Genomic DNA, 23,741 nt, shown 5'->3' with positions numbered 1-23,741 from the left:
CCCTGGACACGACCACCGTGAACGAAGGAAAGCCCCGGTCGGCACCTGGCGAGAGGTGGTCGATCGGGGCTTTCCAGCGGAGCCGGTGGGATTTGAACCCACGGTTCCCACAAAGGGAACTCCACCTTAGCAGGGTGGTGCACTAGGCCGAACTATGCGACGGCTCCTCGAGCGCTGCGTCGTGGACGACAGCGCGCACCGACGATCATAGCGGGCCGAGCGCGATCTGCCGAACCGCGCCTCCCGCACCGCGTGCCCCGCCGCTCGACGGCCGGCCGGGGCCGTGGTCTCTCACCCGCGATTCACCCGCAAGCCCCCCTCCTGGGGGCCACGACCGGCTTGTCCGCCATTATGCGGACACATAGAGTACCCCTGACGCCGACGACGGCGGAGGTGCGGCAGCTCGACAGCACGAGCTCGTCCACCCCTTGCCGGACACTCCCCCGCTGCCCGAGCGCGTCAGCGTGCCACCCCGACTCCGCGAGCGTACCCGACGCCCGCGGTGGGCACACCCCCGCCGACAGCGACGTCGACTCCGTCCCCCTGCGGCGCCGAACCCCTGATCCCGGCGCCGCAGGGCCCCTCATGCGTGCCGGTTCGGGCCGCCGCGTGAGACCCGGGTCGTCCCGGCGAGCTGGTTACTCGCCGGGACGACTTCCCGGGGCAGGCCACGGCCAGCGCTAGTTGCCGAACCCCACCGAGCACGTCTGGTCGGCCGCCGTCTGGCCCGTGAGCCCGCTGATGACCTCGGCGGGCACCGCCGGCGCCGCGGGAGCCGTCGTCTCCGCGGGGGACGTCGTCTCGGCGGGAGCTGAGGGAGTCGCGGTGTCGGCGGGCGCCGGAGCCGCGGCACCCGGGTCCACCGGAGCGGCCGTCCCGGTCGTCTCCGACCCGATCCCCGTGCTGCCCTCGGGGATGGCGAACGGGACGTCGGCCCGGATGGCGTCGAACAGCTGCGTGGCCACCGAGGTGGTCGGCTGCACCTTGCCGGCGTAGACGCCCCTGCCGTCGGTCGTGCCCGGGTACTGCACGAAGTTCACGGCGTCGAGCGGGAGGTCCTTCAGGGCGCTGCCGATCTGGACCATGGTGGTCACGTCGGTGAGCCCCTCCGAGAGGGTCATGTTGCTCGCTGCGGCGCGGGCGAGCGAGTAGAGCTTCGTGGGGTCGCCCAGCGTGTCGGCGCTCTTGACGGTGCGGAGCAACGACGACAGGTACACCTGCTGGCTGCTGATGCGGCCGAGGTCGGAGCCGTCGCCGACGCCGTGCCGGGTACGGAGGAAGGCCAGGGCGTCCGCACCGGACAGCACGGTCTCGCCGGCGGGGATGTTGAGCCCCGTGTAGCGGTCGGTGATCGGGGTCGCGGCGCAGACGGGCACGCCCCCGACGGCGTTCGACATCTCGATGACGCCGTTGAACGAGATCATCCCCGCGAAGGGGATGTCGAGGCCGGTGAGCGACGAGACCGTCGAGACGACGCAGCTCAGGCCGCCGTACGACCAGGCCTCGTTGATCGGCCGGGCCGCCATCGCCGAGTAGTAGCCGCTGCCGTCCTCGCGGGCGCAGGCCGGGATGGGCACGACCATGTCGCGCGGGATGCTCACGGCCGTCGCGTTGGAGTGGTCGGCGGAGACGTGGAGCAGGATGTTCACGTCGTTCAACGTGGCGTCGCGCTCCCCGAACGCCGAGGAGTCCTGTGAGGCGTCGTTGTCGGTGCCGACGACGAGGATGTTGAAGCCGCCCTCGTAGGCCGCGATCGAGGGCACCTCGGGGGCCTTGGTCTCTCCCTTGGCCGCGGGCAGGGCGACGCCCTCGCCGAGGTCGCTCTTCACCTGGTACGCCGCGATGGCGCCGACGGAGGCCCCGCTGACCAGCACGACGGCGAGCGCCCCCGCGAGGATCTTCGCGACGCCGCCGACCGGCCCGCCCGCACGGAGGCGGCCGTGGCGCGCGATGCCGGTCGAGCCCGACCTCGCGGCTCGCCGCGAGAGGTGCGCCGTCTCGGTGGCCTGCCCGGTCGTGGTGCGGCTCCGACCCGCGCCGTGACCCCCGGTCGCGCGGTCGCGTCTCGGGGAGCGGTCACGTCGGTCACGTCGGTCTCGTCGGTCGCGGGGATCGCTCACGCAGGGTCCTCTCGGTCGTCGCGGGCACGCGGCCAGGGCGCTCACGAGGAGGCCGGCGGCGCCCGTGCGATGGGCGGGCAGAAGGCATTGTAGACAGAGCGCCCTAGGTGCCCGCCACAGGAACGGGCCGGCGCAGCCCCTCACTGGGGGTGCCGCACCGCGTCGACGAGAGGCGGGCGACGACCCTGCGACCCGGTCCGCCCGGACGCACGCGGGAGCCGGGGCCCCGCCTAGAGTGGGGAGTCGACCTGCCGGAGGGACGACATGGGCGACGACCGCAGCCGTGACCTGAGCGGAGCCCTCCTGGGCGACCGCTACCGACTCGACGGTGTCCTCGGGCGCGGGGGCATGGCCACCGTGTACCGCGCCGTCGACACGGCTCTCCGGCGCCCGGTGGCGCTGAAGCTGCTCGCGCCGAACAGCGGCGACGCCGACGACCTGCGGCGGGCGCACTCCGAGATCGACCTGCTCGCCTCGCTCGAGCACCACGCCCTCGTGACCCTCTACGACGCCGACATCGCGGTCGTCGACGGCGACGAGCGCCCCTACCTCGTCATGCAGCTCGTCGACGGCCCCACACTCGACCGGCGCCTGCACGACGGCCCCGTCGCGGGCGACGAGGTGCAGCGCATGGCCGCCGACCTCGCCGAGGCCCTCCACGTCGTTCACTCCGCCGGCATCGTGCACCGCGACCTCAAGCCGGGCAACGTGCTGCTGGCGCCGTCGCCCGTCCCGGGCCAGGAGTTCCGCGCGCTGCTCGCCGACTTCGGCATCGCCCAGCTCAGCGGGGCCACCCGCCTCACGGCGCCGGGCTCCGTGCTCGGCACCGCCGCCTACCTCAGCCCGGAGCAGGCCCTCGGCGGCGAGGTCGGCACGGCCTCCGACATCTGGTCGCTCGGCCTCGTGCTGCTCGAGGTCGTCACGGGCCGCCGTGAGTTCCCGGGCACGCTGATGGAGTCGCTGAGCGCGCGCCTCAGCCGCGACCCGGTCGTGCCGGCGTCGGTCGGCGCCGACTGGCAGGCCCTGCTCACCGCGATGACGGCGCGCGACCCGGCGGCCCGCCCGACCGCCCTCGACGTGCTGCGGGAGGCGCGCGGTGCGGCCGCGCCCGTCGTGGCCACGGGAGCGGGTGCCGGAGGCGCGGTGGCGGCCCCCGGGGCGACCGGCGACGGGCGCGGGGCCGGCGGCGCTGCCGTGGGAGGCCTCGCCGTCGGTGCCGGCCTCGCCGCGGGGGCCGGTCTCGCCGCGGGTGCCGGCGCCGCAGCCGCGGCCACCGGAGCAGGAGCGGGCGCAGGAGCCGGCGCCGGCGCCGACCAGCCGACCAGCGCGATGCCCGCCGGCGACGCCCCCACCGCCCGCTTCCCCGTCGGGGACTCCCCGACGGCCCGTCTCGACCCCGCGGCCGGTGCCGGCGACGCCCCGACTCGGGCGCTGCCGCCGGACGACGCCCCCACGCGACGCTTCGCGCCTGCCGGATCGGCCGGGGTCGCCGCGGGGGCCGGGGCCGCCGGGGCCGCGACCTCACCGCTCGGGTCGACCCGCGCCTCCTCGGGGGCCGCGCGCAGCAGCGGCGACGACGAGCGACCGGGCCGCCGTCGCGTGCTGGTCGGCGTGGTCGTCGCCGTCGTGCTGCTCGCCGTGCTGGCCGCCGTGGCCCTCGCCCTCGGGGCAGGCCGCGGGAGCGACCCCGCCGGTGACCCGACCGCCCCGGTCGAGACGACCGAGACCAGCCCGGAGCCGAGCGTCGCCCCGACCGAGGAGGCTCCCGCCGAGGAGTCGCCGAGCACGGAGCCCACCGTCGCCCCGGCCCCCGCGCCGGAGACGACGGCGCCCGCCCCGTCGGAGGAGGAGCCGGACGAGGACGAGAACGAGCCCGACGAGGACGAGGGCGGGCCCGGGCAGGCGACGCCGCCGTCGGGCACCGTGCCCGGCCAGGGCACCGGCACCGGCACCGGCACCGGCAACGGCAACGGCAACGGCAACGGCAACGGCAAGCCCACCGGCGCCGGCGCCGCCGTTCCCGGAGTCGATGCCACGGTCGTCACCGGCCCCGGCAACGGGAAGGACAAGGGGAAGGGCCCCGGCACCGCGACCGACTGAGCCCGCGCGCCCCGCGCCTCCTACTTCCGGTTCGCGACCAGGGCGACCGCGTACGCCGGGTACCACTGCCCCGCCGGCGGGCCGCCGTTGCAGGGCCCGTCGCTGGCTCCCGGCGTCTTGACCCAGAGCAGGGCGTCGAGCCCGGTGGTGCCGCCCGTGACGCGCGGGGTCTGGCCGAGGCCCGCACCGGGGGCGTTGCACCAGGTGCCCTTCCAGCCCCGCCCGTTGCGCGACACGTCGATGACGTAGTGGGTGCCGCCGAGCGCCGCCGAGACCTTGTCGGCGTAGGCCCGCTCCGGGTCGACGCCGTAGTAGTTCGCGACGTTGGTGAAGAAGCCCCGGGCGCGGTCGACGCCCGCCGCCTTCAGCCGGGCGGCCATCTCGGTGGGCGGGACCCAGTTCGAGTTGCCGCCGTCGAGGTAGGCGGGCACGCCCGCGTCGGCCAGGGCCGCGACGGCGGCGGCGAGGGTCGCGGTCCGGGTCGTGGTCGTCTCGGGGCAGGAGCCGAGGTGGCCGAGCGAGTCGGGCTCGACGAGCACGACGGCACGGTGGCCGCGGAGGGTGTCGGCGACGAGCTGGTTCCAGCGCAGGTAGGCGGCGTCGTCGACCGCCCCGCCGCCCGACCAGCCGCCGCAGTCGCGACCGGGGATCTCGTACGTGACGAAGACGGGCGTGCGCCCCTTCGCCTCGGCGGCGGCGAGCGTGCGCTGCACGACCTTGACGAGCATGGCGTCGTCGTACCAGCTGCCGAGCCAGGTGGCGATCGACTGGTCGGCGATCGTCCGGGCCGCGGCGGCCTCGGTGGTGCGGCCTGCCGCCTGCAGCTGCGCGGCCGCCGTCGCGGCGGCACCGGTCGGGTCGACGTAGAGGCCGCCGCGGTAGACGGTGCCGGCCGAGGCCGTGCGGATGGTGGCGGAGGTGACGGTCGCGGACGACGCGGCGGTCGCCGCGGACGCGGGGTCGGCAGGGGAGGCGGTGGGCACGGCGACGAGGCCGGTCGCGAGCGCGACGGCGGCCCCGAGCACCACGCCCCGGCGGGCGAGGGAGGTCACGGGGTGGGTTCCGTTCGGTGGGGAGGGCGGCGGGGCGGAGCACCCGTCGACCAGGCGACGGACGCGGGTGACGCCGACCTGGTGCCGTCAGTGCAGCACGGGCCCCCGTGCGCCTCAAGCCCCCGTGCGGTGCCGGCGCCGCCCGTCTTCGGGGGTGGGGGCACGCCCGTCGTCCCCCCTCCGGCCGACCCGGCCCGCGCCTCCTGGGGGCTCGCCGTCGGAGCCGTGGGAGTCGCGGGCACGGTGGCTGCACGTCTCCCGCACCCGGGCTGGCAGCGGGCCTCCCGCTCCCTGGGTGCGGGCTACGAGCCGGCACGGCGCCCGCCCCGGGCCCTGGTGGACGTCGGTGGTCAGGCGTACCGTCGCTCGCGTGACACGACCCACGACGACGACCGTCGGCGAGCTGCGAGCCTCCGGGCACCGGCTGCGACCGCTCCGCACCGAGATCCGCGACAACCTTCTCTCCGCCCTGCGCGAGGGCCGAGACCCCTGGCCCGGGCTGCACGGGCTCGAGACCACCGTGCTGCCCCAGCTCGAGCGGGCGCTGCTCGCCGGGCACGACGTGGTGCTGCTCGGCGAGCGGGGCCAGGGCAAGACGCGCCTGCTGCGCACCCTGGCGGGCCTGCTCGACGAGTGGTCGCCGGTGATCGAGGGCTCCGAGCTCGGCGAGCACCCGTTCGAGCCGATCACGACCGAGAGCGTCCGCCGGGCGGCCGAGCTCGGTGACGACCTGCCGGTCGCCTGGCGCGGGCGCGACGAGCGCTACGTCGAGAAGCTCGCGACGCCCGACACGAGCGTCGCCGACCTCATCGGCGACGTCGACCCGATGAAGGTGGCCGAGGGCCGAAGCCTGGGCGACCCCGAGACGATCCACTTCGGGCTCATCCCCCGCGGCCACCGCGGCATCGTCGCCGTCAACGAGCTCCCCGACCTGGCCGAGCGCATCCAGGTCGCGATGCTCAACGTGATGGAGGAGCGCGACATCCAGATCCGCGGCTACGTGCTGCGGCTCCCGCTCGACGTGCTCGTGGTCGCGAGCGCGAACCCGGAGGACTACACGAACCGCGGCCGCATCATCACGCCCCTGAAAGACCGGTTCGGGGCCGAGATCCGCACCCACTACCCGATCGAGCTCGACGACGAGATCGCGGTGATCCGGCAGGAGGCCGACCTCGTGGCGGAGGTGCCCGACGTGCTCGTCGAGGTGCTCGCCCGCTTCACGCGCGCCCTCCGCGACTCGCCCTCCGTCGACCAGCGCAGCGGCGTCAGCGCTCGCTTCGCGATCGCCGGGGCCGAGACGATCGCCGCGGCCGCGCTGCACCGTGCGACGCGCCAGGGCGAGCCCGAGGCCGTGGCCCGGCCGATCGACCTCGAGACGGCCGTCGACGTGCTCGGCGGCAAGATCGAGTTCGAGTCGGGCGAGGAGGGGCGAGAAGACGAGATCCTCGACCACCTGCTGCGGACGGCCACGGCGGAGGCCGTGCGCGCGCACCTGCGGGGCGTCGACCTGGACCTGCTGGTCGACGCGCTCGAGGCGGGCCGCATGGTGACGACCGGCGAGCAGGTGACGGCGCGCGACTTCCTCGCCGGGCTGCCCTCGCTCGGCGAGTCCGACCTCTACGACCGGGTCGCGGAGCGTCTCGGCGCCACCAGCGACGGGCAGCGTGCGGGCGCCATCGAGCTCGCGCTCGAGGGCCTCTGGCTGGCCCGCCGGGTCAGCAAAGAGGCGGGCGACGGGCAGGCCGTCTATGGCTAGGGCGAACCGGCGGCTCGGGCGCGGCTCGAGCTACCGGAGGTTCGACGGCGGGCCCGACCCTCTGGCCCCGCCGGTCGACCTGCGCGAGGCCCTCGACGCGGTCGGCGAGGACGTCATGGCGGGGCGGTCGCCCGAGGCGGCGCTGCGCGAGTTCCTGCGCCGCGGCGGCAGCGACGGTCGTGGTCTCGACGACCTCGCCCGCCGCGTCGCCGAGCGACGCCGGGAGCTGACGCGGGGCACCGACCTCGACGGCACGCTGCGCGAGGTCGCGGCGCTGCTCGAGCGGGCGGTGCTCGACGAGCGCCGCCAGCTCGCGCGCGACGTCGAGCTCGACGACGGCGACCGTGCGCTGGCCGAGCTGCAGCTCGACAGCCTGCCCCCGTCGCCCGCCGCCGCCGTCGCCGAGCTGGCGGGCTACCGCTGGCAGAGCCGGCAGGCCCAGGCCGACTACGACGCCATCCGCGACCTGCTCGGCCGTGAGCTGCTCGACCAGCGCTTCGCCGGCATGAAGCAGGCGCTCGAGGGCGCCACCGACGCCGACCGTGCCGCGACGACGCAGATGCTCGCCGACCTCACCGACCTCCTCGAGGCCCACCGGCGGGGCGACGACGTCGCGCAGCAGTTCGACGACTTCATGGCCGCGCACGGCGACGCGTTCCCCGAGGGGCCCGAGACCGTCGACGAGCTGATCGACGCCCTCGCGGCGCGGGCGGCCGCGGCGCAGCGGCTGCGCAACTCGCTGACCCCCGAGCAGCGCGACGAGCTCGACGCGCTCGCCCAGCAGGCCTTCGGCTCCCCCGAGCTGATGGGTCAGCTGTCGCAGCTCGACGACGTGCTCCGCGGGCTGCGCCCCGGAGAGGACTGGGGCGGCTCGGAGCAGTTCGGCGGCGGCGAGGGCATGGGCCTGGGCGACGGCACCGGCGTCTTCCAGGATCTCGCCGACCTCGACGCCCTCGCCGAGCAGCTGGCGCAGTCGGGCCCCGGCTCCCAGCTCGACGACCTCGACCTCGACGCCCTCACCCGGCAGCTGGGGCAGGAGGCGGTGGTCGACGCGCGGGCCCTCCAGCGCCTCGAGCAGGCCCTGCGCGACTCGGGCACGATGTCCCGAGCCGCCGACGGCCGCCTGCGCCTCACGCCCAAGGCGATGCGCCAGCTGGGCAAGGCGCTGCTGCGCGACATCGCCGAGACGGTCTCCGGCCGACGAGGCGCGCGTGACGTCCGCCGGGCGGGCGCGGCCGGCGAGCGGTCGGGCGCGACGCGGGAGTGGGCGTTCGGCGACACCGAGCCCTGGGACGTCACCCGGACGGTCACCAACGCCGTGACGCGCGTGGCGGGCGGCGGCGGGTCCACCCGTGACGGCGTGCGCATCGAGATCGGCGACGTCGAGGTGCAGGAGACCGAGGCCCGGACGCAGGCGTGCGTCGCCCTCCTGGTCGACACCTCGTTCTCGATGGCGATGGACGACCGCTGGGTGCCGATGAAGCGGACGGCGCTGGCGCTGCACACGCTGGTCACCAGCCGGTTCCGCGGCGACGACCTGCAGCTGATCGGCTTCGGCCGCGAGGCGCGGACGATGGAGATCGAGGAGCTCGTGGGCCTCGACGCGAAGTGGGAGAAGGGCACGAACCTCCACCACGCGCTGCTGCTCGCGAACCGCCACTTCCGGAAGCACCCCTCCGCGCAGCCCGTGCTGCTCATCGTCACCGACGGCGAGCCGACCTCCCACCTGGAGGCCGACGGCGCCACCTGGTTCGACTACCCGCCGGCGCCGCTGACGATCGCCGTCACCGTGCGCGAGCTCGACGCCTCGATGCGCCTCGGCGCGCAGACGACGATCTTCCGCCTCGGCGACGACCCCGGCCTCGCCCGGTTCGTCGACGCCATGGCACGCCGGGTCGGCGGCACGGTCGTCGCGCCGGAGGCCGACGACCTCGGCGCCGCCGTGGTCGAGTCGTACCTCGACGGGCGGCAGCCGGGCCCCGGCCGCGCGGCCTGAGCCGCACCGGGTCGCTAGAACAGCGGCCAGGGAACGGCGGAGCCGTGGCCGCGGGGCTCGGGGAAGCGACCGGACGACAGCAGGTGCTCGCACCGGGCGATCGTCGCGCTGATCTCGAGCGGGGTGACGTGCTCGGCCAGCGCCTCCCCCAGGGCTCCGTCGAGGTCGGCCCGGACGCGCGCGAGCCCCTCGAGCTCGTCGGGGGCGAGCTCGTCGCCGAGCCAGCCCCAGAGCACGGTGCGGAGCTTGTGCTCGACGTGGAAGGTGAGGCCGTGGTCGACGCCGTGCCGGTGCCCGCCGGGCAGGGCCAGCACGTGGCCGCCCTTGCGGTCGGCGTTGTTGACGACGACGTCGAACACGGCCATGCGCCGGAGCGCCGCGGAGTCCTCGTGGACGAGCGTGACCGGCAGGTCGCGCTCGTCGGTGCCGTCGATGACGGGCAGCCAGCCCTCCTCGGGCACCTCGTCGCTCGAGACGAGGTCGACCGCGGACTGCTCGGGGTCGACCTCCTGCCAGAGCTGCACCATGCCCGGGCCGAGCGGCCCGTCGCGCAGCCACGTGGTCGGCACGACGCCCCAGCCGAACGCCTCGCTGACGAGGAAGGCGGAGACCTCGCGGCCCGCCAGGGTGCCGTCGGGGAAGTCCCACAGGGGGGCCTCGCCCGCGACCGGCTTGTAGACGACGGCCGTGCCGTCGATCGTGCCGACGAAGGTGTCGTTCGAGGCGATGCGCACGCGGCCGGTCAGCTCGAGGTCGCCCGACGGGACGGGCCCCGACGGGACGGGAGCACCGGCCACGGGCGCGCCAGCTGCGGGAGCACCGGGCACGGGCACCTCCGGCTCGCGGGCCACGGTCACGGCCTACGGCCGACCGTCGGGCCGGTCGCCGTCGAAGAGGTCGTCGAGGTCGTCGGGCCCGATCTCGCCGAGGCCGGGGGCGGCCGGGCAGACGTGGCCCTCGGGGTCGATCGGCGTGCCGCAGAGCGGGCAGAGGGGGCGGCCGGCGCCGACGACCTCGTGGGTCCGGGCGGCGAAGGCGCGGGCGGTGCCGACGGGGATGCGCACGCGCAGCAGCTCGGGGGCCTCCACCTCGATCTCGACCGCGGCCTCGTCGTCGTCCGCCTCGACCGCGGCGAGGGCCGCCGAGAAGGCCTCCGACTCGTCGTCGTCGAGCTCGACCACGGGGAAGGCCTCGATGACGACCTGGGCCGTGGTCGGGTCCCAGCCGAGGCTGAGCGCGCCGGTGCGGAACTCCGGCTCGACGGGCTGCTCGAGCGGCTCGTTGTCGACGAGCTCGACGGGGGTGACGGTGGGGATCGTCAGCGACGTGCCCTCCCGCGAGCTCAGCTCGTCGAGGATCTCGTCGATCTTCTCCGCGAGGGCCGCGGACTGCTGCTTCTCGAGGCCGACGCTGACGAGCCGGGCACCGTCGCGCACCTGGAGGTAGAACTCGCGCTGACCGGGCTGACCGATCGTGCCGACGACGATCCGGTCGGGCCAGTCGAATCCGTGGACGATGGTGGGCATGCCGCCCATCCTACGAGCGGCGGGCCGGCCCGGCCCAGGCTGCGTGCAGGGCGGGAGTCGAGGTGCCGGCGGGCGGGCCGGCCACCTCGTCGACGGTGCCGGTCGTCACTCGTGCCCCGCGCCTCCCCCGACGGCGGCGTCCGCCGCGGGCGCCGCCGCGCGCAGCCACGAGAGGTCGCCCGAGTCGGTGTTGGTCGCGAGGACCTCGGGGCGGCTCGTGCCGTACCGGACGATCGAGACCGAGGCCGGGCCGACCGCGATGCGCTGGAAGAGGTCGAGGTGCATGCCGAGCGCGTCGGCGAGCACCGACTTGACGATGTCGCCGTGGCTGACCGCGACCCACACGGCGCCCGGGCCGTACTCCGCCTCGACGGCGGCGTCGTGGCGACGGATCGCCGCCACCGCCCTGGCCTGCATGCCCGCCATGGACTCTCCGCCGGGGAAGGTCACGGCCGAGGGCTGCCCCTGCACGGTCGCCCAGAGCGGCTCGGCGCTGAGCTCCTTCAGGGTGCGGCCCTGCCAGTCGCCGTAGTCGCACTCGGAGATGCCCTCCTCGACCGGGGTCGTCGGGCTGCCCTCCTGCCGGTCGACGATGTACCCGGCGGTCTCGCGGCACCGTTCGAGCGGGCTCGAGACGACGGAGACGACCGGCACGACGGCGAGCCGCTCGCCGGTGCGGACGGCCTGCTGGTGCCCGACGTCGTCGAGCAGGACGCCCGGGGTGCGCCCCGCGAGGACTCCGCTCGCGTTGGCGGTGGTGCGCCCGTGACGGACGAGGATGACGGTGGCCATGCCCCGAGCCTAGACACCGGCCGCCGAGGGCCTGGACACCGGCCGCGAGGGCCTACTCGCGGGGACCCTCGCGGCGGCGCAGGGCGACGTCCTCGGCGTCGATGAGCTCGAGCACCTGGCGCACCGCGGTCTCCGGGTAGCGGCGCTCCCGTCGCACCGCCAGCACGGCGGCCCGCTCGGCCTCGATCATGCGACGTCGCACCCGGTCGTGCTCGAGCCGCTCGCCCGTGAGGTCGGTGAGGTCGTCGGACTCGTCGCGGCCGGCCGCCCCGACGGCCGGCTCGCCCTGCTCGTCGACCCGCGACTCCTTCGCCTCCCGCCGGGCCTCGAGGCCCGCGGCCCGGGCCTCGTCGAGGAGGCGGTCGCGGTCGGACTCCTCCTGCAGGTCGGCGGTGCGGGGCAGGCGGAGCGCCCGGATGATCGGCGGGAGGAAGAGGCCGAGCAGCAGCGAGCCGACGACGACCGCGAAGGCGAGGAACTGCAGCAGCTCGCGCTCGGGCGTCTCGGCGGGCAGGAGGAAGACGGCGGCGAGCGTGACGACGCCGCGGATGCCGGCGGCCGAGACGGCGGTGACCGTGCGCCAGTTCCACGAGCGCTCGCGCAGCGCCCGCGGCCCGTGGTCGAACAGCACCTTCGCGAGGCCGACGGCGATGAAGCGCGACGCCACCAGGACGACGAGGAGGGCGACGACGACTCCGGCGATCTGCAGCCCGTCGAGGCTCGAGCGGCGGAGGCCGCGCACGATGCCCGACAGGCTGAGCCCGATGAGCAGGAAGACCGCGTTCTCGAGCAGGAACTGGATCGTGCGCCAGTTGACCGACTCCGCGATGCGCGCCTCGGGCGACTGGATGAGCGGGGCCCGCCAGCCGAGCCAGAGCCCGGCCACGACGACGGCGAGCACGCCGCTGCCGCCGATCTCCTGCGTCGGCACGAAGGCGACGAAGGGCACGACGAGCGACAGGCTCGTGTCGAGCACCGGCGAGTGGAGGAAGCGGCGGACGACCGAGAACCCGAGGCCGACCAGCAGGCCGATGCCCACGCCGAGGCCCACCGCGAGGAGGAACTCGCCGCCCACCTCGATCGGGTGCACGACGCCGACGACGGCCGCGATGGCGGTGTTCAGGGCGACGAGCGCGGTCGCGTCGTTGAGGAGGCTCTCGGTCTCGAGGATGGAGAGCACGCGTCGGGGCAGGCGGGCCTTGCCGGCGACGGCCTGGACGGCGACCGCGTCGGTCGGGGCGACCACGGCGCCGAGCGCCAGCGCCGCGGCGAGGCCGACCGCGGGCACGAGGGCCCAGAGCGCGAAGCCGACGGCGGCGAGGGTGACCACGACGACACCGACCGAGAGCACGAGGATGCTGTCGCGCCGGGCACGGATGTCGGCGAGGGGCGTGCGGATCGCGGCCGCGAAGAGCAGCGGCGGCAGCAGCCCGTAGAGCACGGCGTCGGGCTCGATCACCACCTCGGGCACGAACGGCAGGAACGACGCGACGGCACCGACCGTGACGAGCGCGACCGGGGCCGACCAGCCGGCCCGACCCGCGACTCCGCTCGTGGCGACGGTGACGAGCACCGCCGCGACCACCCACGCGATCGTCTCGGGGATCACCGCGTCGCCCTCGCCCCTCGTGTCGTCACCGGTGCACGGTACCGGCTCGGGGCCACTGCCGCGACCGGCGCCGCCGCGGCCCCGCCGCGCTGTTGCGGCTGTGCCGCCGTCCACCGGCGGCGTGCGCCTGGCTTGCAGGGTCTCCTCCCCGTGGCCTAGGGTCGAGACACACCCCCGGATACTTCGGTTACCGGTTAGAAGGCCCCAGGGAACTGGGGCCTTCGGACTTCCAGGACCACTTCTCAGGGCGCCGCACGACGCCGTTCGCATCGCGCATCGTGTCCGGGAACTGCGACGCCCGGAGAGCTTCCTCCGTGATGTTCGTCATGAAGTCCGGGTCGGTCTGCACGAGTTCCTTCGAGGAGCGCGCCCTCGTCATCGGGAAGATGATCCCGGTCGAGAACCCGAGCTCCTCCTTGAGCATGCGGAGCGGGCCGACGAGATCGCTGTCGTTCGTTACGGCGACGTGGATGTCGGAGTGCCCGAGGAGAGCGCCCGCGACCATGCGCGACGCGAGGTTCACGTCGGACCCCTTCTCCTCGATCTTCCGGACGGACGCCGTGACGAATTTCCGGGTCTCGAGGTCCACCTGCTGCGGGTGCACCGGCATGTCGCGACGGTCGTTGCGGAACTTCCCCAGATGGACCGAGATGCGCGGGTCCGTGCGGAGGGCCCGGAGGTAGACCTGTTGACGCACCGGCGCACGGACGTCTGCGGTGAGACCGTGGCGCAGCAGCGCCGTGCAGTAGTGGATGCGGACCACGTCGTGCTCGGGCATGAGCTCTGAGAAGAGCCGGTGCAGGTCGAGCCACTTCACGTTCTGTCGCCCCTGCAGGGCACGGCGGTAGAGGTTGAAGCCGTCCACGTAGACGGACGCTGTCGGTCGCCCTGCAGTCATCCGTCCGACTGTAGGAGAACGGCGTGGGTCAGCGATGCGCCTGTGGACGGATCCGCGCCCACGGGCGCCCCCGACGTGCGAGGGTGGGGCCATGGACCTGGTCGTGTCGCGTGCGCTCACGATCCCCGCGGCGGAGCTGACCTGGCGCTTCTCGCGGTCGTCGGGGCCGGGCGGGCAGCACGTGAACACGTCCGACAGCCGAGTGCAGCTGTCGTGGGACGTCGCCCACGCCGACAGCCTGACGGAGGCGCAGCGCGAGCGCCTGACGTCGCGTCTCGACGGCCGCCTGGTCGCCGGCGCCCTGACCGTCACGTCGTCCGAGCAGCGGTCGCAGCTGCGCAACCGCGAGACGGCGCTCGCGAAGCTCGCCGAGATCGTCGCCGCGGCGCTCGCCCCCGACGCCGCGCCGCGACGGCCGACGCGTCGGACGCGCGGCTCCGACCGCCGTCGGCTCAGCGCCAAGGGCGAGCGCTCGGCCACCAAGCAGCAGCGCCGACGCCCCACCGACGACTAGGAGCGAGCTCGGGCCGTGAGGCACCAGGTCGTCGCACCCGAACCACGCCGCGGCTTGGTTCGGGTGCGAGGACGTGGTTTGGTTCGTCGTCGCCGCGGCGACGCGGTGCGGAGGGCGTGGGATTCGAACCCACGAGACATCTCTGCCCACTTGTTTTCAAGACAAGCTCCATCGGCCGCTCGGACAGCCCTCCCGGTGCGCGACGGGCGAGCCAGCGCGACCGTGGCCGAGTCTAACCGAGGAGGCGCGGGCGACACGGGCGCGATCCCCCGGCCCGCGAGGCGGTCGCCCCCTCGACCGCGACCCGACCCGCCCCCTCGACCGCGCCTACAGCGTGGCGAGCGCTGCGGCGAGCCCGTCGTCGACGTCGGAGCCGGTGCGCTCGTTCGCGACGGCGAAGACGTCGTCGGGCGCCTGGCCCATCGCGCAGCCGCGCCCCTGGGCCGAGGCCCAGCGCAGCATGTCGATGTCGTTGCGGCCGTCGCCGGCGGCGAACACGCGCTCGCGCGGGATGCCCAGCCACTCGCGCACCCGCTCGAGGGCCGTCGCCTTCGTCACGCCGTCGGGCGCGATGTCGAGCCAGGCCGTCCAGCCGACGTTGTAGTTCACCTTCGAGAGGCCCATCCGCTCGACGACCTCGAGGAAGTCGTCGGTGCCGTGGTCGGGCGAGACGACGACCACCCGGGTCGCCGGGCGGTCGAAGAGCTGCTCGAACTCGACCTTCTCGGCGTTGCCGCTCGACTCGACGGTCGGGAACGAACCGCAGTAGCGCAGCACCCCGTCGCGGTCCTCGACGGCGTAGCCGCCCTCCTGGATCTCGCCGCGGATCGTGGTGAGCACGTCGGTCGGGTCGAACTCCTCGACGTGCACCTGCCCGTAGCCGGTGGGCGCCGACTCGTCGCGCCCGAGCGTGATCGCCCCGTTCGCCGTGACGACGTAGTCGGAGACGAGGCCGAGGCGGTCCATCACCGGCAGCGTCGTCGAGACCGAGCGGCCCGTGGCGATCATCACCGCGTGGCCGGCCTCGCGCAGGCGACGGATCTGCTCCGCGACGCCGTCGCTGATCGTGCCGTCCTCCTGCATGATCGTGCCGTCGACGTCGAGGGCGACGAGCCAGCGCTCACCGTCGACCACGCCCGCGGCGGCGGCCGAGGCCGCGACGTCGGTCGGACGGCCCACGCCGCTCACGCGACCGGCTCGATGACCTCGAGGCCGCCGAGCCACGGGCGGAGCGCCTCGGGCACGACCACCGAGCGGTCGGCCCGCTGGTGCGTCTCGAGGATCGCCACCAGCCAGCGCGTCGTCGCCAGCGTGCCGTTCAGCGTCGCCACGGGAGCGGTCTTGCCGCTCTCGGTGCGGTAGCGGGTGTCGAGCCGGCGGGCCTGGAAGGTGGTGCAGTTCGACGTGCTGCTGAGCTCGCGGTACGTGCCCTGCGTCGGCACCCAGGCCTCGATGTCGAACTTGCGGGCGGCGCTCGAGCCGAGGTCGCCGGCCGCGACGTCGATGACGCGGTAGTTGAGGCCGAGCGACTGCATCATCGTCTCCTGGAACGCGACGAGCCGGTCGTGCTCGGCGGTGGCCTGGTCGGGGTGCACGTAGCTGAACATCTCGAGCTTGTTGAACTGGTGCACGCGGAGGATGCCGCGGTTGTCCTTGCCGGCGGCCCCGGCCTCGCGGCGGTAGCAGGTCGACCAGCCGGCGTAGCGGATCGGCCCGGCCTCGACGTCGAGGATCTCGTCGGCGTGGTAGCCGGCGAGCGCGACCTCGCTCGTGCCGGTCAGGTAGAGGTCGTCGGCAGGCAGGTGGTAGACCTCGTCGCTGTGCGAGCCGAGGAAGCCCGTGCCGGCCATGATCTCGGGGCGCACGAGCGTGGGCGTGATCAGCGGGGTGAAGTCGTTCTTCACCGCGAGGTCGAGCGCCATGTTCATCAGCGCGAGCTCGAGCCGCGCGCCGATGCCGCGGAGGAAGTAGAAGCGCGAGCCCGACACCTTGGTGCCGCGCTTGATGTCGATCGCGCCGAGCACCTCGCCCAGGTCAGCGTGGTCGAGCGGCTCGAAGTCGAAGGCGGGGCGGGTGCCGACCTCGCGGAGGGTGACGAAGTTCTCCTCGCCGCCGGCGGGCACGCCCTCGATCACCGGGTTGCCGAGCGAGCGGATCGCCCGGTCGAACGCGGCGTCGGCCTCGGTCGACGCGGCCTGGGCCTCCTTGACGCGGGCGGCGAGCGCCTGCGCCTCGGCGACGAGCGCGGCCTTCTCCTCCTTCGGGGCCTTCGCGACGGTCTTGCCGAAGGCGTTCTGCTCGGCGCGCAGGGCCTCGAAGGCCGAGATCGCGGCACGGCGGGCGGAGTCGGCGGCCACGGCGTCGTCGACCAGCGACTCGGAGTCGCCGCGGGCGCGCTGGCTGGCCTTGAGGAGGTCGGGGGCGTCTCGGAGCAGCTGGGGATCGATCACGCGACCATCCTAAGGAGTGCATGTGGACGTCAGCCCCCGTCCCTCCCCGGAGTCGCGGGTCGGCCCGTTCTCCCGGCGACCTGCCCCGAGACCGGTCGCGGGGGCTCCCCGACCAATACGCTCGGCGCATGACCCCCTCCCCCTCCTCCTCGCCCGCCGAGCCCGGCTCGACGCCCGCGGCCGAGACGACCCAGAAGACGGCCGCGCTGGTCTACAACCCGATCAAGGTCGACATCGAGGCCGTCAAGGAGTCGATCGCCCGCCACGAGCGCGAGGCCGGCTGGGGCGAGACCCGCTTCTACGAGACCAGCAAGGAGGACCCGGGCGGAGAGGTCACCGCACAGGCCCTCGCCGACGGCGCCGACATGGTGATCGCCGCGGGCGGCGACGGCACCGTCCGGGCCGTGGCCGAGGCCCTGCGGGGCACGGGCGCCTCGATCGGCCTGCTGCCGTCGGGCACGGGCAACCTCCTGGCCCGCAACCTCGACCTGTCGCTCGACAACCTCGACGACTCCATCGCCACCGCCTTCCAGGGCCGCGACCGCGACATCGACCTCGGGGTGGTCGACATCGAGCGCGAGGACGGCCAGCGCGAGACGTTCGCCTTCGTCGTCATGGCCGGGGTCGGCCTCGACGCCAAGATGCTCGCGAACACCAACGACGACCTGAAGGCGCGCGTCGGCTGGCTCGCCTACGTCGACGCCATCATCCGTGCCCTGCGCGACAACAACAAGATCGACGTGCGCTACGAGCTCGACGGGGGCGGCCGCAAGTCGATGCGCGCCCACACGGTCATCGTCGGCAACTGCGGCCTCCTGCCGGCGAACATCATGCTGCTGCCCGACGCCGCGATCGACGACGGCCAGTTCGACATCGTCGCGCTGCGCCCCGAGGGCTTCTTCGGCTGGTTCCAGATCTGGTTCAAGATCGTGTGGGAGAACGGCGTGCTGCGTCGCACCCAGGTCGGCCGCCGCATCCTCGCCGCCAACAGCCGTGAGGTGCGCACCCTGCGCTACATGAAGGGCCGGAAGCTCGTGGTGCGGCTCGAGTCGCCGCAGGACTTCGAGATCGACGGCGACTCCGTCGGCAAGGCCGTCGCCCTCCGCGCGGTCGTCGACGAGGGCGCGCTGACCGTGCGCGTGCCCGCCGACAGCTAGGCACCGACAGGCCGGGCCGGGCCAGGCCGGGCCGGGGCCGGCTCGCGAGCTAGAGCGACCCGGCCACCAGCCCCCGGAGCCAGTCGCGGGCGTCGACGAACGCGTCGTCGTCGTTGCGCGGCGACACCTCGACCGGCCGGCCGTCGGCTCGGGGGTACGAGCCGAGGAAGATGACGTTCGGGCTGAAGCGCTTGAGGCCGAGCAGCGCGTCGGCGACGCGCTCGTCGAGCACGTGCCCCTCGAGGTCGACGACGAACCGGTACCGCCCGAGGGCGTCCCCGATCGGTCGTGACTGGATCAGGCTGAGGTTGATGCCCCGCGTCGCGAACTGCTCGAGCATGTCGACCAGCGCGCCCGCGCCGTCCTCGGGCAGCTCGACGATGAGGCTCGTCTTGTCGGCCCCGGTCGCCGGGGGCACCGGCACCGTGCGGCTGACCAGCACGAACCGCGTGACGGCGTTCCGGTTGTCGCCGATCTCGGTCGCCAGCACGTCGAGGTCGTGGTGCTCGGTGATCGTGGGCGGCGCGACGGCGGCGTCGGCGCGCCCCGCCCCCGCCGGCGCGGCGAGCAGGTCGGCGGCCGCCGCGACGTTCGACGTCGCGGGCAGGTGGCCGTGGCCGGGCAGCGTTTCCTCGAGCCACAGGTGCGTCTGGGCGTAGGCGACGGGGTGGGCGTTGACCACGCGCACCTGGTCGAGGGTCGTGCCGGGGCGCGCCACGAGCACGAAGTCGACCTTCACGAGGTACTCGCCGACGATGCGGAGGCCCGGAACTGTCGCGAGGGCGTCCTGCGTGGCCGAGACGCCGCCCTCGACGCTGTTCTCGATCGCGATCATCGCGGCCGTGCTGCGGCCCGAGACGACGTCGGCGAGGGCCTCGCCGACGTTGTTGACGCTGTGCCACACGGCGCCCGCGGCCTCCGGCACCTGCTTGAGCGCCGCCTCCGTGAAGGTGCCGGCCGGGCCGAGGTAGCTGTAGGTCGGCGGGGAGGCGGGGGTCGACATGACCGAGAGCCTACTGAGGGCCGTCGACGAGGCGCGACGCAGGTCGGCGGCTGGTGCCAGGATGACCCCATGACCGACCGCGCCGGAACCCCCGCACAAGACAGCGACCTGATCGACACCGGTGAGGTCGTCGACGCCTACTACTCCCTCGTCCCCGACGTCACGAAGGCCGAGCAGAAGGTCGTCTTCGGCACCTCGGGCCACCGCGGCTCGTCTCTCGACGCCGCCTTCACCGAGACGCACATCGCCGCGATCACGCAGGCGATCGTCGAGTACCGGGCGGGGCAGGGCATCACGGGCCCGCTGTTCATCGGGCGCGACACGCACATGCTGAGCGGGCCGGCCGAGCGCACCGCGGTCGAGGTGCTCACCGGCAACGGCGTGCACGTGCTGGCCGACGCCGAGGGCGGCTACGTGCCGACCCCCGCGCTCAGCCACGCCATCCTCGTCTACAACTCCGACCCGGCGAACCTCGACAAGGCCGACGGCATCGTCGTCACGCCGAGCCACAACCCGCCCCGCGACGGCGGCTTCAAGTACAACCCGCCGCACGGCGGGCCCGCCGACAGCGACGCGACCGGCTGGATCGCTGACAGGGCCAACGAGATCATCGCGGCGGGTAACGTCGACGTGCTCCGCGGCGACGGCAGCCCGGGCCGCCACGACTTCCTCCGCGGCTACGTCGGCGACCTCGCGAACATCATCGACATGGAGGCCATCAAGGCCGCCGGCGTCAAGATCGGCGCCGACCCGCTCGGCGGCGCGAGCGTCGAGTACTGGGGCGCCATCCGCGACGTCTACGGCCTCGACCTCACCGTCGTGAACCCCGGCGTCGACCCGACCTGGCGCTTCATGACGCTCGACTGGGACGGCAAGATCCGCATGGACCCGTCCAGCCCCTCGGCCATGGCGAGCGTCGTTCACCGCAAGGACGAGTTCGACGTGCTCACCGGCAACGACGCCGACGCCGACCGCCACGGCATCGTGACGCCCGACGGCGGCCTGATGAACCCGAACCACTACCTGGCCGTCGCGATCGACTACCTCTACACGCACCGCCCGCAGTGGCGCGAGGACGCCGCGATCGGCAAGACGCTCGTGTCGTCGAGCATCATCGACAAGGTCGCCGAGAAGCACGGCCGTCGCCTCTGGGAGGTGCCGGTCGGCTTCAAGTGGTTCGTGCCCGGGCTCGTCGACGGCTCCGTCGCCTTCGGCGGCGAGGAGAGCGCCGGCGCGTCCTTCCTGCGCAAGGACGGCACGGTCTGGACGACCGACAAGGACGGCATCCTCCTCGCCCTGCTCGCGAGCGAGATCATCGCCGTCACGGGCAAGACCCCGTCGCAGCTCTACCGTGAGCTGACCGAGGAGTTCGGCGACCCCGTCTACGAGCGCGTCGACGCCGCCGCCAGCAAGGAGCAGAAGGCGCGCCTCGGCAAGCTCGACGGCGACGCCATCACGGCCACCGAGCTCGCGGGCGACCCGATCACCGCCACGCTCAGCGAGGCTCCCGGCAACGGCGCCGCGGTCGGCGGCCTCAAGGTCGTCACCGAGAAGGCGTGGTTCGCGGCCCGCCCCAGCGGCACGGAGGACGTCTACAAGATCTACGCCGAGTCGTTCGAGGGCCCCGAGCACCTGGCGCGCGTGCAGCAGGAGGCGAAGACGATCGTCGACGCCGCCCTCGGCAGCTAGCGACGGCGCTCACGCGAGGAGGAGGGGCCGGGCTGCGATCGCAGCCCGGCCCCTCCTCGTCGTCACGACCACAGCCGCAACAGCAGCCACAGCCGCCGCAGCCGCCGCAGCCACCGCCACCGCGGCGGTCAGCCGGCGTACGTCGGCGCGGCCGGCAGGCCGAAGAACTCCTCGAGCGTGGTGACGCCCTGCTGGTGCATCTCGGTCGAGAGCGGCACGCCCACGTACCGGAAGTGCCACGGCTCGTACGTGAAGCCCGTCACCGCGGTCTTGTCGGCCGGGTACCGCAGCAGCCAGCCGAACCGCCACGCGTTCTCCGCGAGCCAACGGCCCTGCGACGTGTCGCCGAAACACGCCTGCAGCACGCAGCTCAGCGGCAGCGGGCTGATGTCGGCGACGAGCCCGGTCTGGTGCTCCGAGAAGCCCGGCCGGGCGCTCTGCACGTCGGCCTGGGCCTGGCCGAGCTGCTGCACCCACCCCGCGTAGACGGTCACCTGCGTCGCGTACGAGCGGTACGCGCTCTGGACGGTCATGGGGCCCGCGCCCTCCGCCTCCCCCGCGGCGAAGAGGGCGAGCAGGGCGTCGCCGGCCTCCGCGCGGAACACGGGCGGGTTCTGCGACGAGACGTCGACGGTGACGAGGTCGGCGGGGGCGTAGTCGACCGGGTCGAGGGGTCGCAGCTTGTCGCTGACGACCCAGAGGCTGGCGGGGTCGTCGACCGAGAGGGCGCCGCGGTCGAACGCGGGCGTCGCCGGCGCGGCCGGCTCCGGGGCTGGGGTCACGGGGTCCTCCGTCGGGGCCGGGGCGGGGGGCGTCGAGCTCGCACGGGGCGTCGCCGAGGGAGTCGCGGTGCCGGTCACCGAGGCCCCTTCGCCCGCGCCGGTGCACCCGGCGAGCACCGCGGCCACGAGCCCGAGCGCCAGGGCCGACGCCGCGCGGCGCCGTGCCCCGCGGCCCGGGGAGGCGGGGCGGAGGCGCGGGCGGCGTGACGACATGCGCTCCAGGGTAGGGGGCGCACCGCGGGTCGAGCGGACGTCACGTGGCGGCGCGACGCCGCGTGGAGTAACTTCTGCGTACCACGCAAGTTTCTCGTCGACGTGACGTCGACGATCGGCGCTCACCGCGCCTCCGGCGCTGCTGCCCCCTCCCCCCGCGGCCCGCCGCGCACCCCGTCAGACTCACCGCACCAGGAAGACCACACATGTCCCGGGTCACCGACTCCTCCCCCGCCGCCGCCGCGCCCGCCGAGAGACAGGGGCTGATGTCGCACCGTCAGATCCTCTTCGTCATCTTCGGGCTGATGGCCGGCATGTTCCTCTCCGCCCTCGACCAGACGATCGTCGGCACGTCGATGCGCACCATCGCCGACGACCTCGACGGGCTCAGCCTGCAGGCCTGGGTCACCACCGCCTACCTGATCGTGTCGACCATCTCGACGCCGATCTACGGCAAGCTCAGCGACATCTTCGGCCGTCGGCCGCTGTTCCTCATCGCGATCTCGATCTTCCTGGTCGGCTCGCTCGCCGCCGGGTTCAGCGAGAGCATGTACCAGCTCGCGATCTTCCGGGCGATCCAGGGCATGGGCGCCGGCGGCCTCATGGCGCTGCCGCTCACGATCATGGGCGACATCCTCGCCCCGCGTGAGCGCGCCAAGTACCAGGGCTACTTCCTCGCCGTGTTCGGCATCTCGAGCGTCATCGGCCCGCTGGTCGGCGGCCTCTTCGCCGGGGCCGACGAGATCCTCTTCGTCACCGGCTGGCGCTGGGTGTTCCTCATCAACATCCCGATCGGCATCGTCGCGCTGGGCGTCGTCGTGCGGTTCCTCCACATCCCCGGCCAGGTGCGCCGCGAGAACGTCCGCATCGACTGGCTCGGCGCCGGCGCCGTGATCGTGGCCGCCGTGCCGCTGCTGCTCGTCGCCGAGCAGGGCCGCGAGTGGGGCTGGAGCTCGCCCCGCGCCTTCGCCTGCTACGTCGTCGGCGTCGTCGGCATCGCCGCGTTCATCGCCGTCGAGCGCCGCATGGGCGACGACGCGCTCATCCCGCTCAAGCTCTTCCGCATCCCGACCTTCGCGATGTCGACGGTGCTGGGCGTCCTGGTCGGCTTCGGCATGTTCGGCGCCCTCCTGACGGTGCCGCTGTACCTGCAGCTCGTCAACGGGGCGACGCCGACCGAGAGCGGCTTCCAGATGCTGCCGATGATCGCCGGCCTGATGATCTCGTCGATCGTCTCCGGCCAGCTGATCGCCCGCACCGGCCGCTACAAGATCTTCCCGATCACCGGCACGGCCTTCATGGCGCTGGGCTTCTTCTGGTTCACGACCCTGTCGTACGACAAGCCCTACTGGTTCATGATGTTCGGCATGCTGCTGGTCGGCCTCGGCCTCGGCCAGCTGATGCAGACGCTGACCATCGCGTCGCAGAACTCCGTCGGCCCGCGCGACATCGGCGTGGCCACCTCGGCCTCGACGTTCTTCCGCCAGATCGGCGGCACGCTGGGCACCGCCGTGCTCTTCTCGGTGCTGTTCTCGCGCATCCCGCAGACCATCGCCGGCGCGTTCGCCGACCGCGACCTGCAGGCCGACGCCCAGGCGGCCCTCGCCGACCCGGCCGTCGCGAGCGACCCGGCCAACGCCTCCATCCTCGGGCTGTACCAGTCGGCCCAGGGCGGCGACACCTCGCAGGTCGGCGGTGCGCTCAACGGCGACACGTCGTTCCTCAACACGGCCGACCGCCGTCTGGCCGCGCCGTTCCTCGACGGGTTCGCCAACGCGACGGTGACCGTGTTCTGGGTCGCGCTGACCGTCGTGCTGGTGGCGTTCGTGCTCAGCTTCTTCCTCAAGGCGACGCCGCTGCGACAGAAGTCGGCCATCGACGAGGCCCACGACGACGCCCAGGCGGCCCTCGCCGCCGACGCGGCCGGGCAGGCGCAGGAGGCGGCGGCCGCGACGGGCGCGCTCGTCTCGCCCGACACGGGCAGCGTCCGGACGGTCGACGGGGGCGACGCTCCCCGCCGGGGGACGGCCGCCGACGGAGCCTCCGAGGAGCCTGCGGATCAGCGACCGTGACTGGACTCCGTC

18 protein-coding genes and 2 tRNA genes are annotated in these 23,741 nt (G+C 74.0%); 7 read left to right on the top strand and 13 right to left on the bottom strand.

All coding sequences use genetic code 11. From position 1 onward, the window contains the following. Positions 1-77: 77 nt before the first annotated feature. Together IFT72_RS12305 and IFT72_RS12300 are read right to left on the bottom strand one after the other, a co-directional pair. Positions 78-167 (bottom strand) — tRNA-Ser (locus IFT72_RS12305). A 513-nt stretch (positions 168-680) separates the two neighbouring features. Then, positions 681-2,120, bottom strand: coding sequence for an LCP family protein (locus IFT72_RS12300; RefSeq protein ID WP_371741288.1), 1,440 nt, complete (start codon positions 2,118-2,120; stop codon positions 681-683). A 264-nt stretch (positions 2,121-2,384) separates the two neighbouring features. On the opposite strand from IFT72_RS12300, the gene IFT72_RS12295 reads away from it, so the two are divergent. Further along, the gene (locus tag IFT72_RS12295) at positions 2,385-4,220 is read left to right on the top strand and encodes a serine/threonine-protein kinase (RefSeq protein WP_192046617.1); all 1,836 of its coding nucleotides are present in this window, start codon (positions 2,385-2,387) and stop codon (positions 4,218-4,220) included. A 20-nt stretch (positions 4,221-4,240) separates the two neighbouring features. Here IFT72_RS12295 and IFT72_RS12290 read toward each other — a convergent pair whose 3' ends face one another. Next, a complete protein-coding gene (locus IFT72_RS12290; RefSeq protein WP_192046616.1) occupies positions 4,241-5,272 on the bottom strand; it encodes a glycoside hydrolase family 6 protein in 1,032 nt (343 codons plus the stop codon). Positions 5,273-5,642: 370 nt separating this feature from the next. Between IFT72_RS12290 and IFT72_RS12285 the strand changes: the two genes are divergently transcribed. Further along, complete coding sequence (locus tag IFT72_RS12285; RefSeq protein WP_056052084.1) at positions 5,643-7,028, top strand: AAA family ATPase; 1,386 nt, start codon at positions 5,643-5,645, stop codon at positions 7,026-7,028. Continuing rightward, positions 7,021-9,024, top strand: coding sequence for a VWA domain-containing protein (locus tag IFT72_RS12280; protein WP_056052082.1), 2,004 nt, complete (start codon positions 7,021-7,023; stop codon positions 9,022-9,024). Before IFT72_RS12285 ends, IFT72_RS12280 begins: the two co-directional genes overlap by 8 nt. A 14-nt stretch (positions 9,025-9,038) precedes the next feature. Here the strand turns inward: IFT72_RS12280 and IFT72_RS12275 are convergent, their stop codons facing one another. The 5 genes from IFT72_RS12275 to IFT72_RS12255 form a co-directional block, all read right to left on the bottom strand. Then, on the bottom strand, positions 9,039-9,821 hold the full coding sequence (locus IFT72_RS12275) for an SCO1664 family protein (protein ID WP_192046693.1): 783 nt from the start codon (positions 9,819-9,821) through the stop codon (positions 9,039-9,041). A 63-nt stretch (positions 9,822-9,884) separates the two neighbouring features. Further along, positions 9,885-10,550 carry a DUF3090 domain-containing protein gene (locus IFT72_RS12270; protein WP_082514402.1) on the bottom strand — a complete coding sequence of 222 codons (666 nt, stop codon included), beginning with the start codon at positions 10,548-10,550 and terminating at the stop codon, positions 9,885-9,887. 105 nt (positions 10,551-10,655) lie between these two features. Continuing rightward, positions 10,656-11,342: an MSMEG_4193 family putative phosphomutase gene (locus IFT72_RS12265; RefSeq protein WP_192046615.1), complete on the bottom strand. Its 687-nt coding sequence runs from the start codon at positions 11,340-11,342 to the stop codon at positions 10,656-10,658. Positions 11,343-11,394: 52 nt separating this feature from the next. Beyond that, a complete protein-coding gene (locus IFT72_RS12260; protein ID WP_056052072.1) occupies positions 11,395-12,951 on the bottom strand; it encodes a sodium:proton antiporter in 1,557 nt (518 codons plus the stop codon). A gap of 187 nt (positions 12,952-13,138) precedes the next feature. Further along, the gene (locus tag IFT72_RS12255; protein ID WP_192046613.1) at positions 13,139-13,849 is read right to left on the bottom strand and encodes an NYN domain-containing protein; all 711 of its coding nucleotides are present in this window, start codon (positions 13,847-13,849) and stop codon (positions 13,139-13,141) included. 91 nt (positions 13,850-13,940) lie between these two features. On the opposite strand from IFT72_RS12255, the gene arfB reads away from it, so the two are divergent. Beyond that, positions 13,941-14,363: an alternative ribosome rescue aminoacyl-tRNA hydrolase ArfB gene (arfB, locus tag IFT72_RS12250; protein WP_056052070.1), complete on the top strand. Its 423-nt coding sequence runs from the start codon at positions 13,941-13,943 to the stop codon at positions 14,361-14,363. 108 nt (positions 14,364-14,471) lie between these two features. Here arfB and IFT72_RS12245 read toward each other — a convergent pair. The 3 genes from IFT72_RS12245 to serS all read right to left on the bottom strand — a co-directional run bounded on the left by IFT72_RS12245 (position 14,472) and on the right by serS (position 16,813). Then, a tRNA-Ser gene (locus tag IFT72_RS12245) sits at positions 14,472-14,556 on the bottom strand. A 134-nt stretch (positions 14,557-14,690) separates the two neighbouring features. After that, positions 14,691-15,542, bottom strand: coding sequence for an HAD family hydrolase (locus IFT72_RS12240; RefSeq protein ID WP_371741287.1), 852 nt, complete (start codon positions 15,540-15,542; stop codon positions 14,691-14,693). Positions 15,543-15,547: 5 nt separating this feature from the next. Then, on the bottom strand, positions 15,548-16,813 hold the full coding sequence (gene serS / locus IFT72_RS12235; RefSeq protein ID WP_192046612.1) for a serine--tRNA ligase: 1,266 nt from the start codon (positions 16,811-16,813) through the stop codon (positions 15,548-15,550). Positions 16,814-16,941: 128 nt separating this feature from the next. Here serS and IFT72_RS12230 point away from each other — a divergent pair, with 128 nt between their 5' ends. Beyond that, positions 16,942-17,970 (top strand): diacylglycerol kinase family protein, encoded by a 1,029-nt coding sequence (locus tag IFT72_RS12230; protein WP_082514135.1) that lies wholly within the window; start codon positions 16,942-16,944, stop codon positions 17,968-17,970. A gap of 49 nt (positions 17,971-18,019) precedes the next feature. Here the strand turns inward: IFT72_RS12230 and pheA are convergent, their stop codons facing one another. Then, positions 18,020-18,973, bottom strand: coding sequence for a prephenate dehydratase (gene pheA / locus IFT72_RS12225; RefSeq protein WP_192046611.1), 954 nt, complete (start codon positions 18,971-18,973; stop codon positions 18,020-18,022). A 69-nt stretch (positions 18,974-19,042) separates the two neighbouring features. On the opposite strand from pheA, the gene pgm reads away from it, so the two are divergent. Beyond that, on the top strand, positions 19,043-20,662 hold the full coding sequence (gene pgm, locus IFT72_RS12220; RefSeq protein WP_192046610.1) for a phosphoglucomutase (alpha-D-glucose-1,6-bisphosphate-dependent): 1,620 nt from the start codon (positions 19,043-19,045) through the stop codon (positions 20,660-20,662). Positions 20,663-20,790: 128 nt separating this feature from the next. Here pgm and IFT72_RS12215 read toward each other — a convergent pair whose 3' ends face one another. Continuing rightward, positions 20,791-21,657: a M15 family metallopeptidase gene (locus IFT72_RS12215; protein ID WP_192046609.1), complete on the bottom strand. Its 867-nt coding sequence runs from the start codon at positions 21,655-21,657 to the stop codon at positions 20,791-20,793. 206 nt (positions 21,658-21,863) lie between these two features. On the opposite strand from IFT72_RS12215, the gene IFT72_RS12210 reads away from it, so the two are divergent. Beyond that, on the top strand, positions 21,864-23,729 hold the full coding sequence (locus tag IFT72_RS12210; protein ID WP_244634508.1) for an MDR family MFS transporter: 1,866 nt from the start codon (positions 21,864-21,866) through the stop codon (positions 23,727-23,729). Positions 23,730-23,741 lie beyond the last annotated feature (12 nt).

The organism is Frigoribacterium sp. CFBP 8754, assembly GCF_014841815.1.
GTDB classification, from domain to species: Bacteria; Actinomycetota; Actinomycetes; order Actinomycetales; family Microbacteriaceae; genus Frigoribacterium; species Frigoribacterium endophyticum.
Note: the sequence above shows the minus strand (reverse complement) of the source record. Positions and strands in the feature narration are given on the sequence as shown.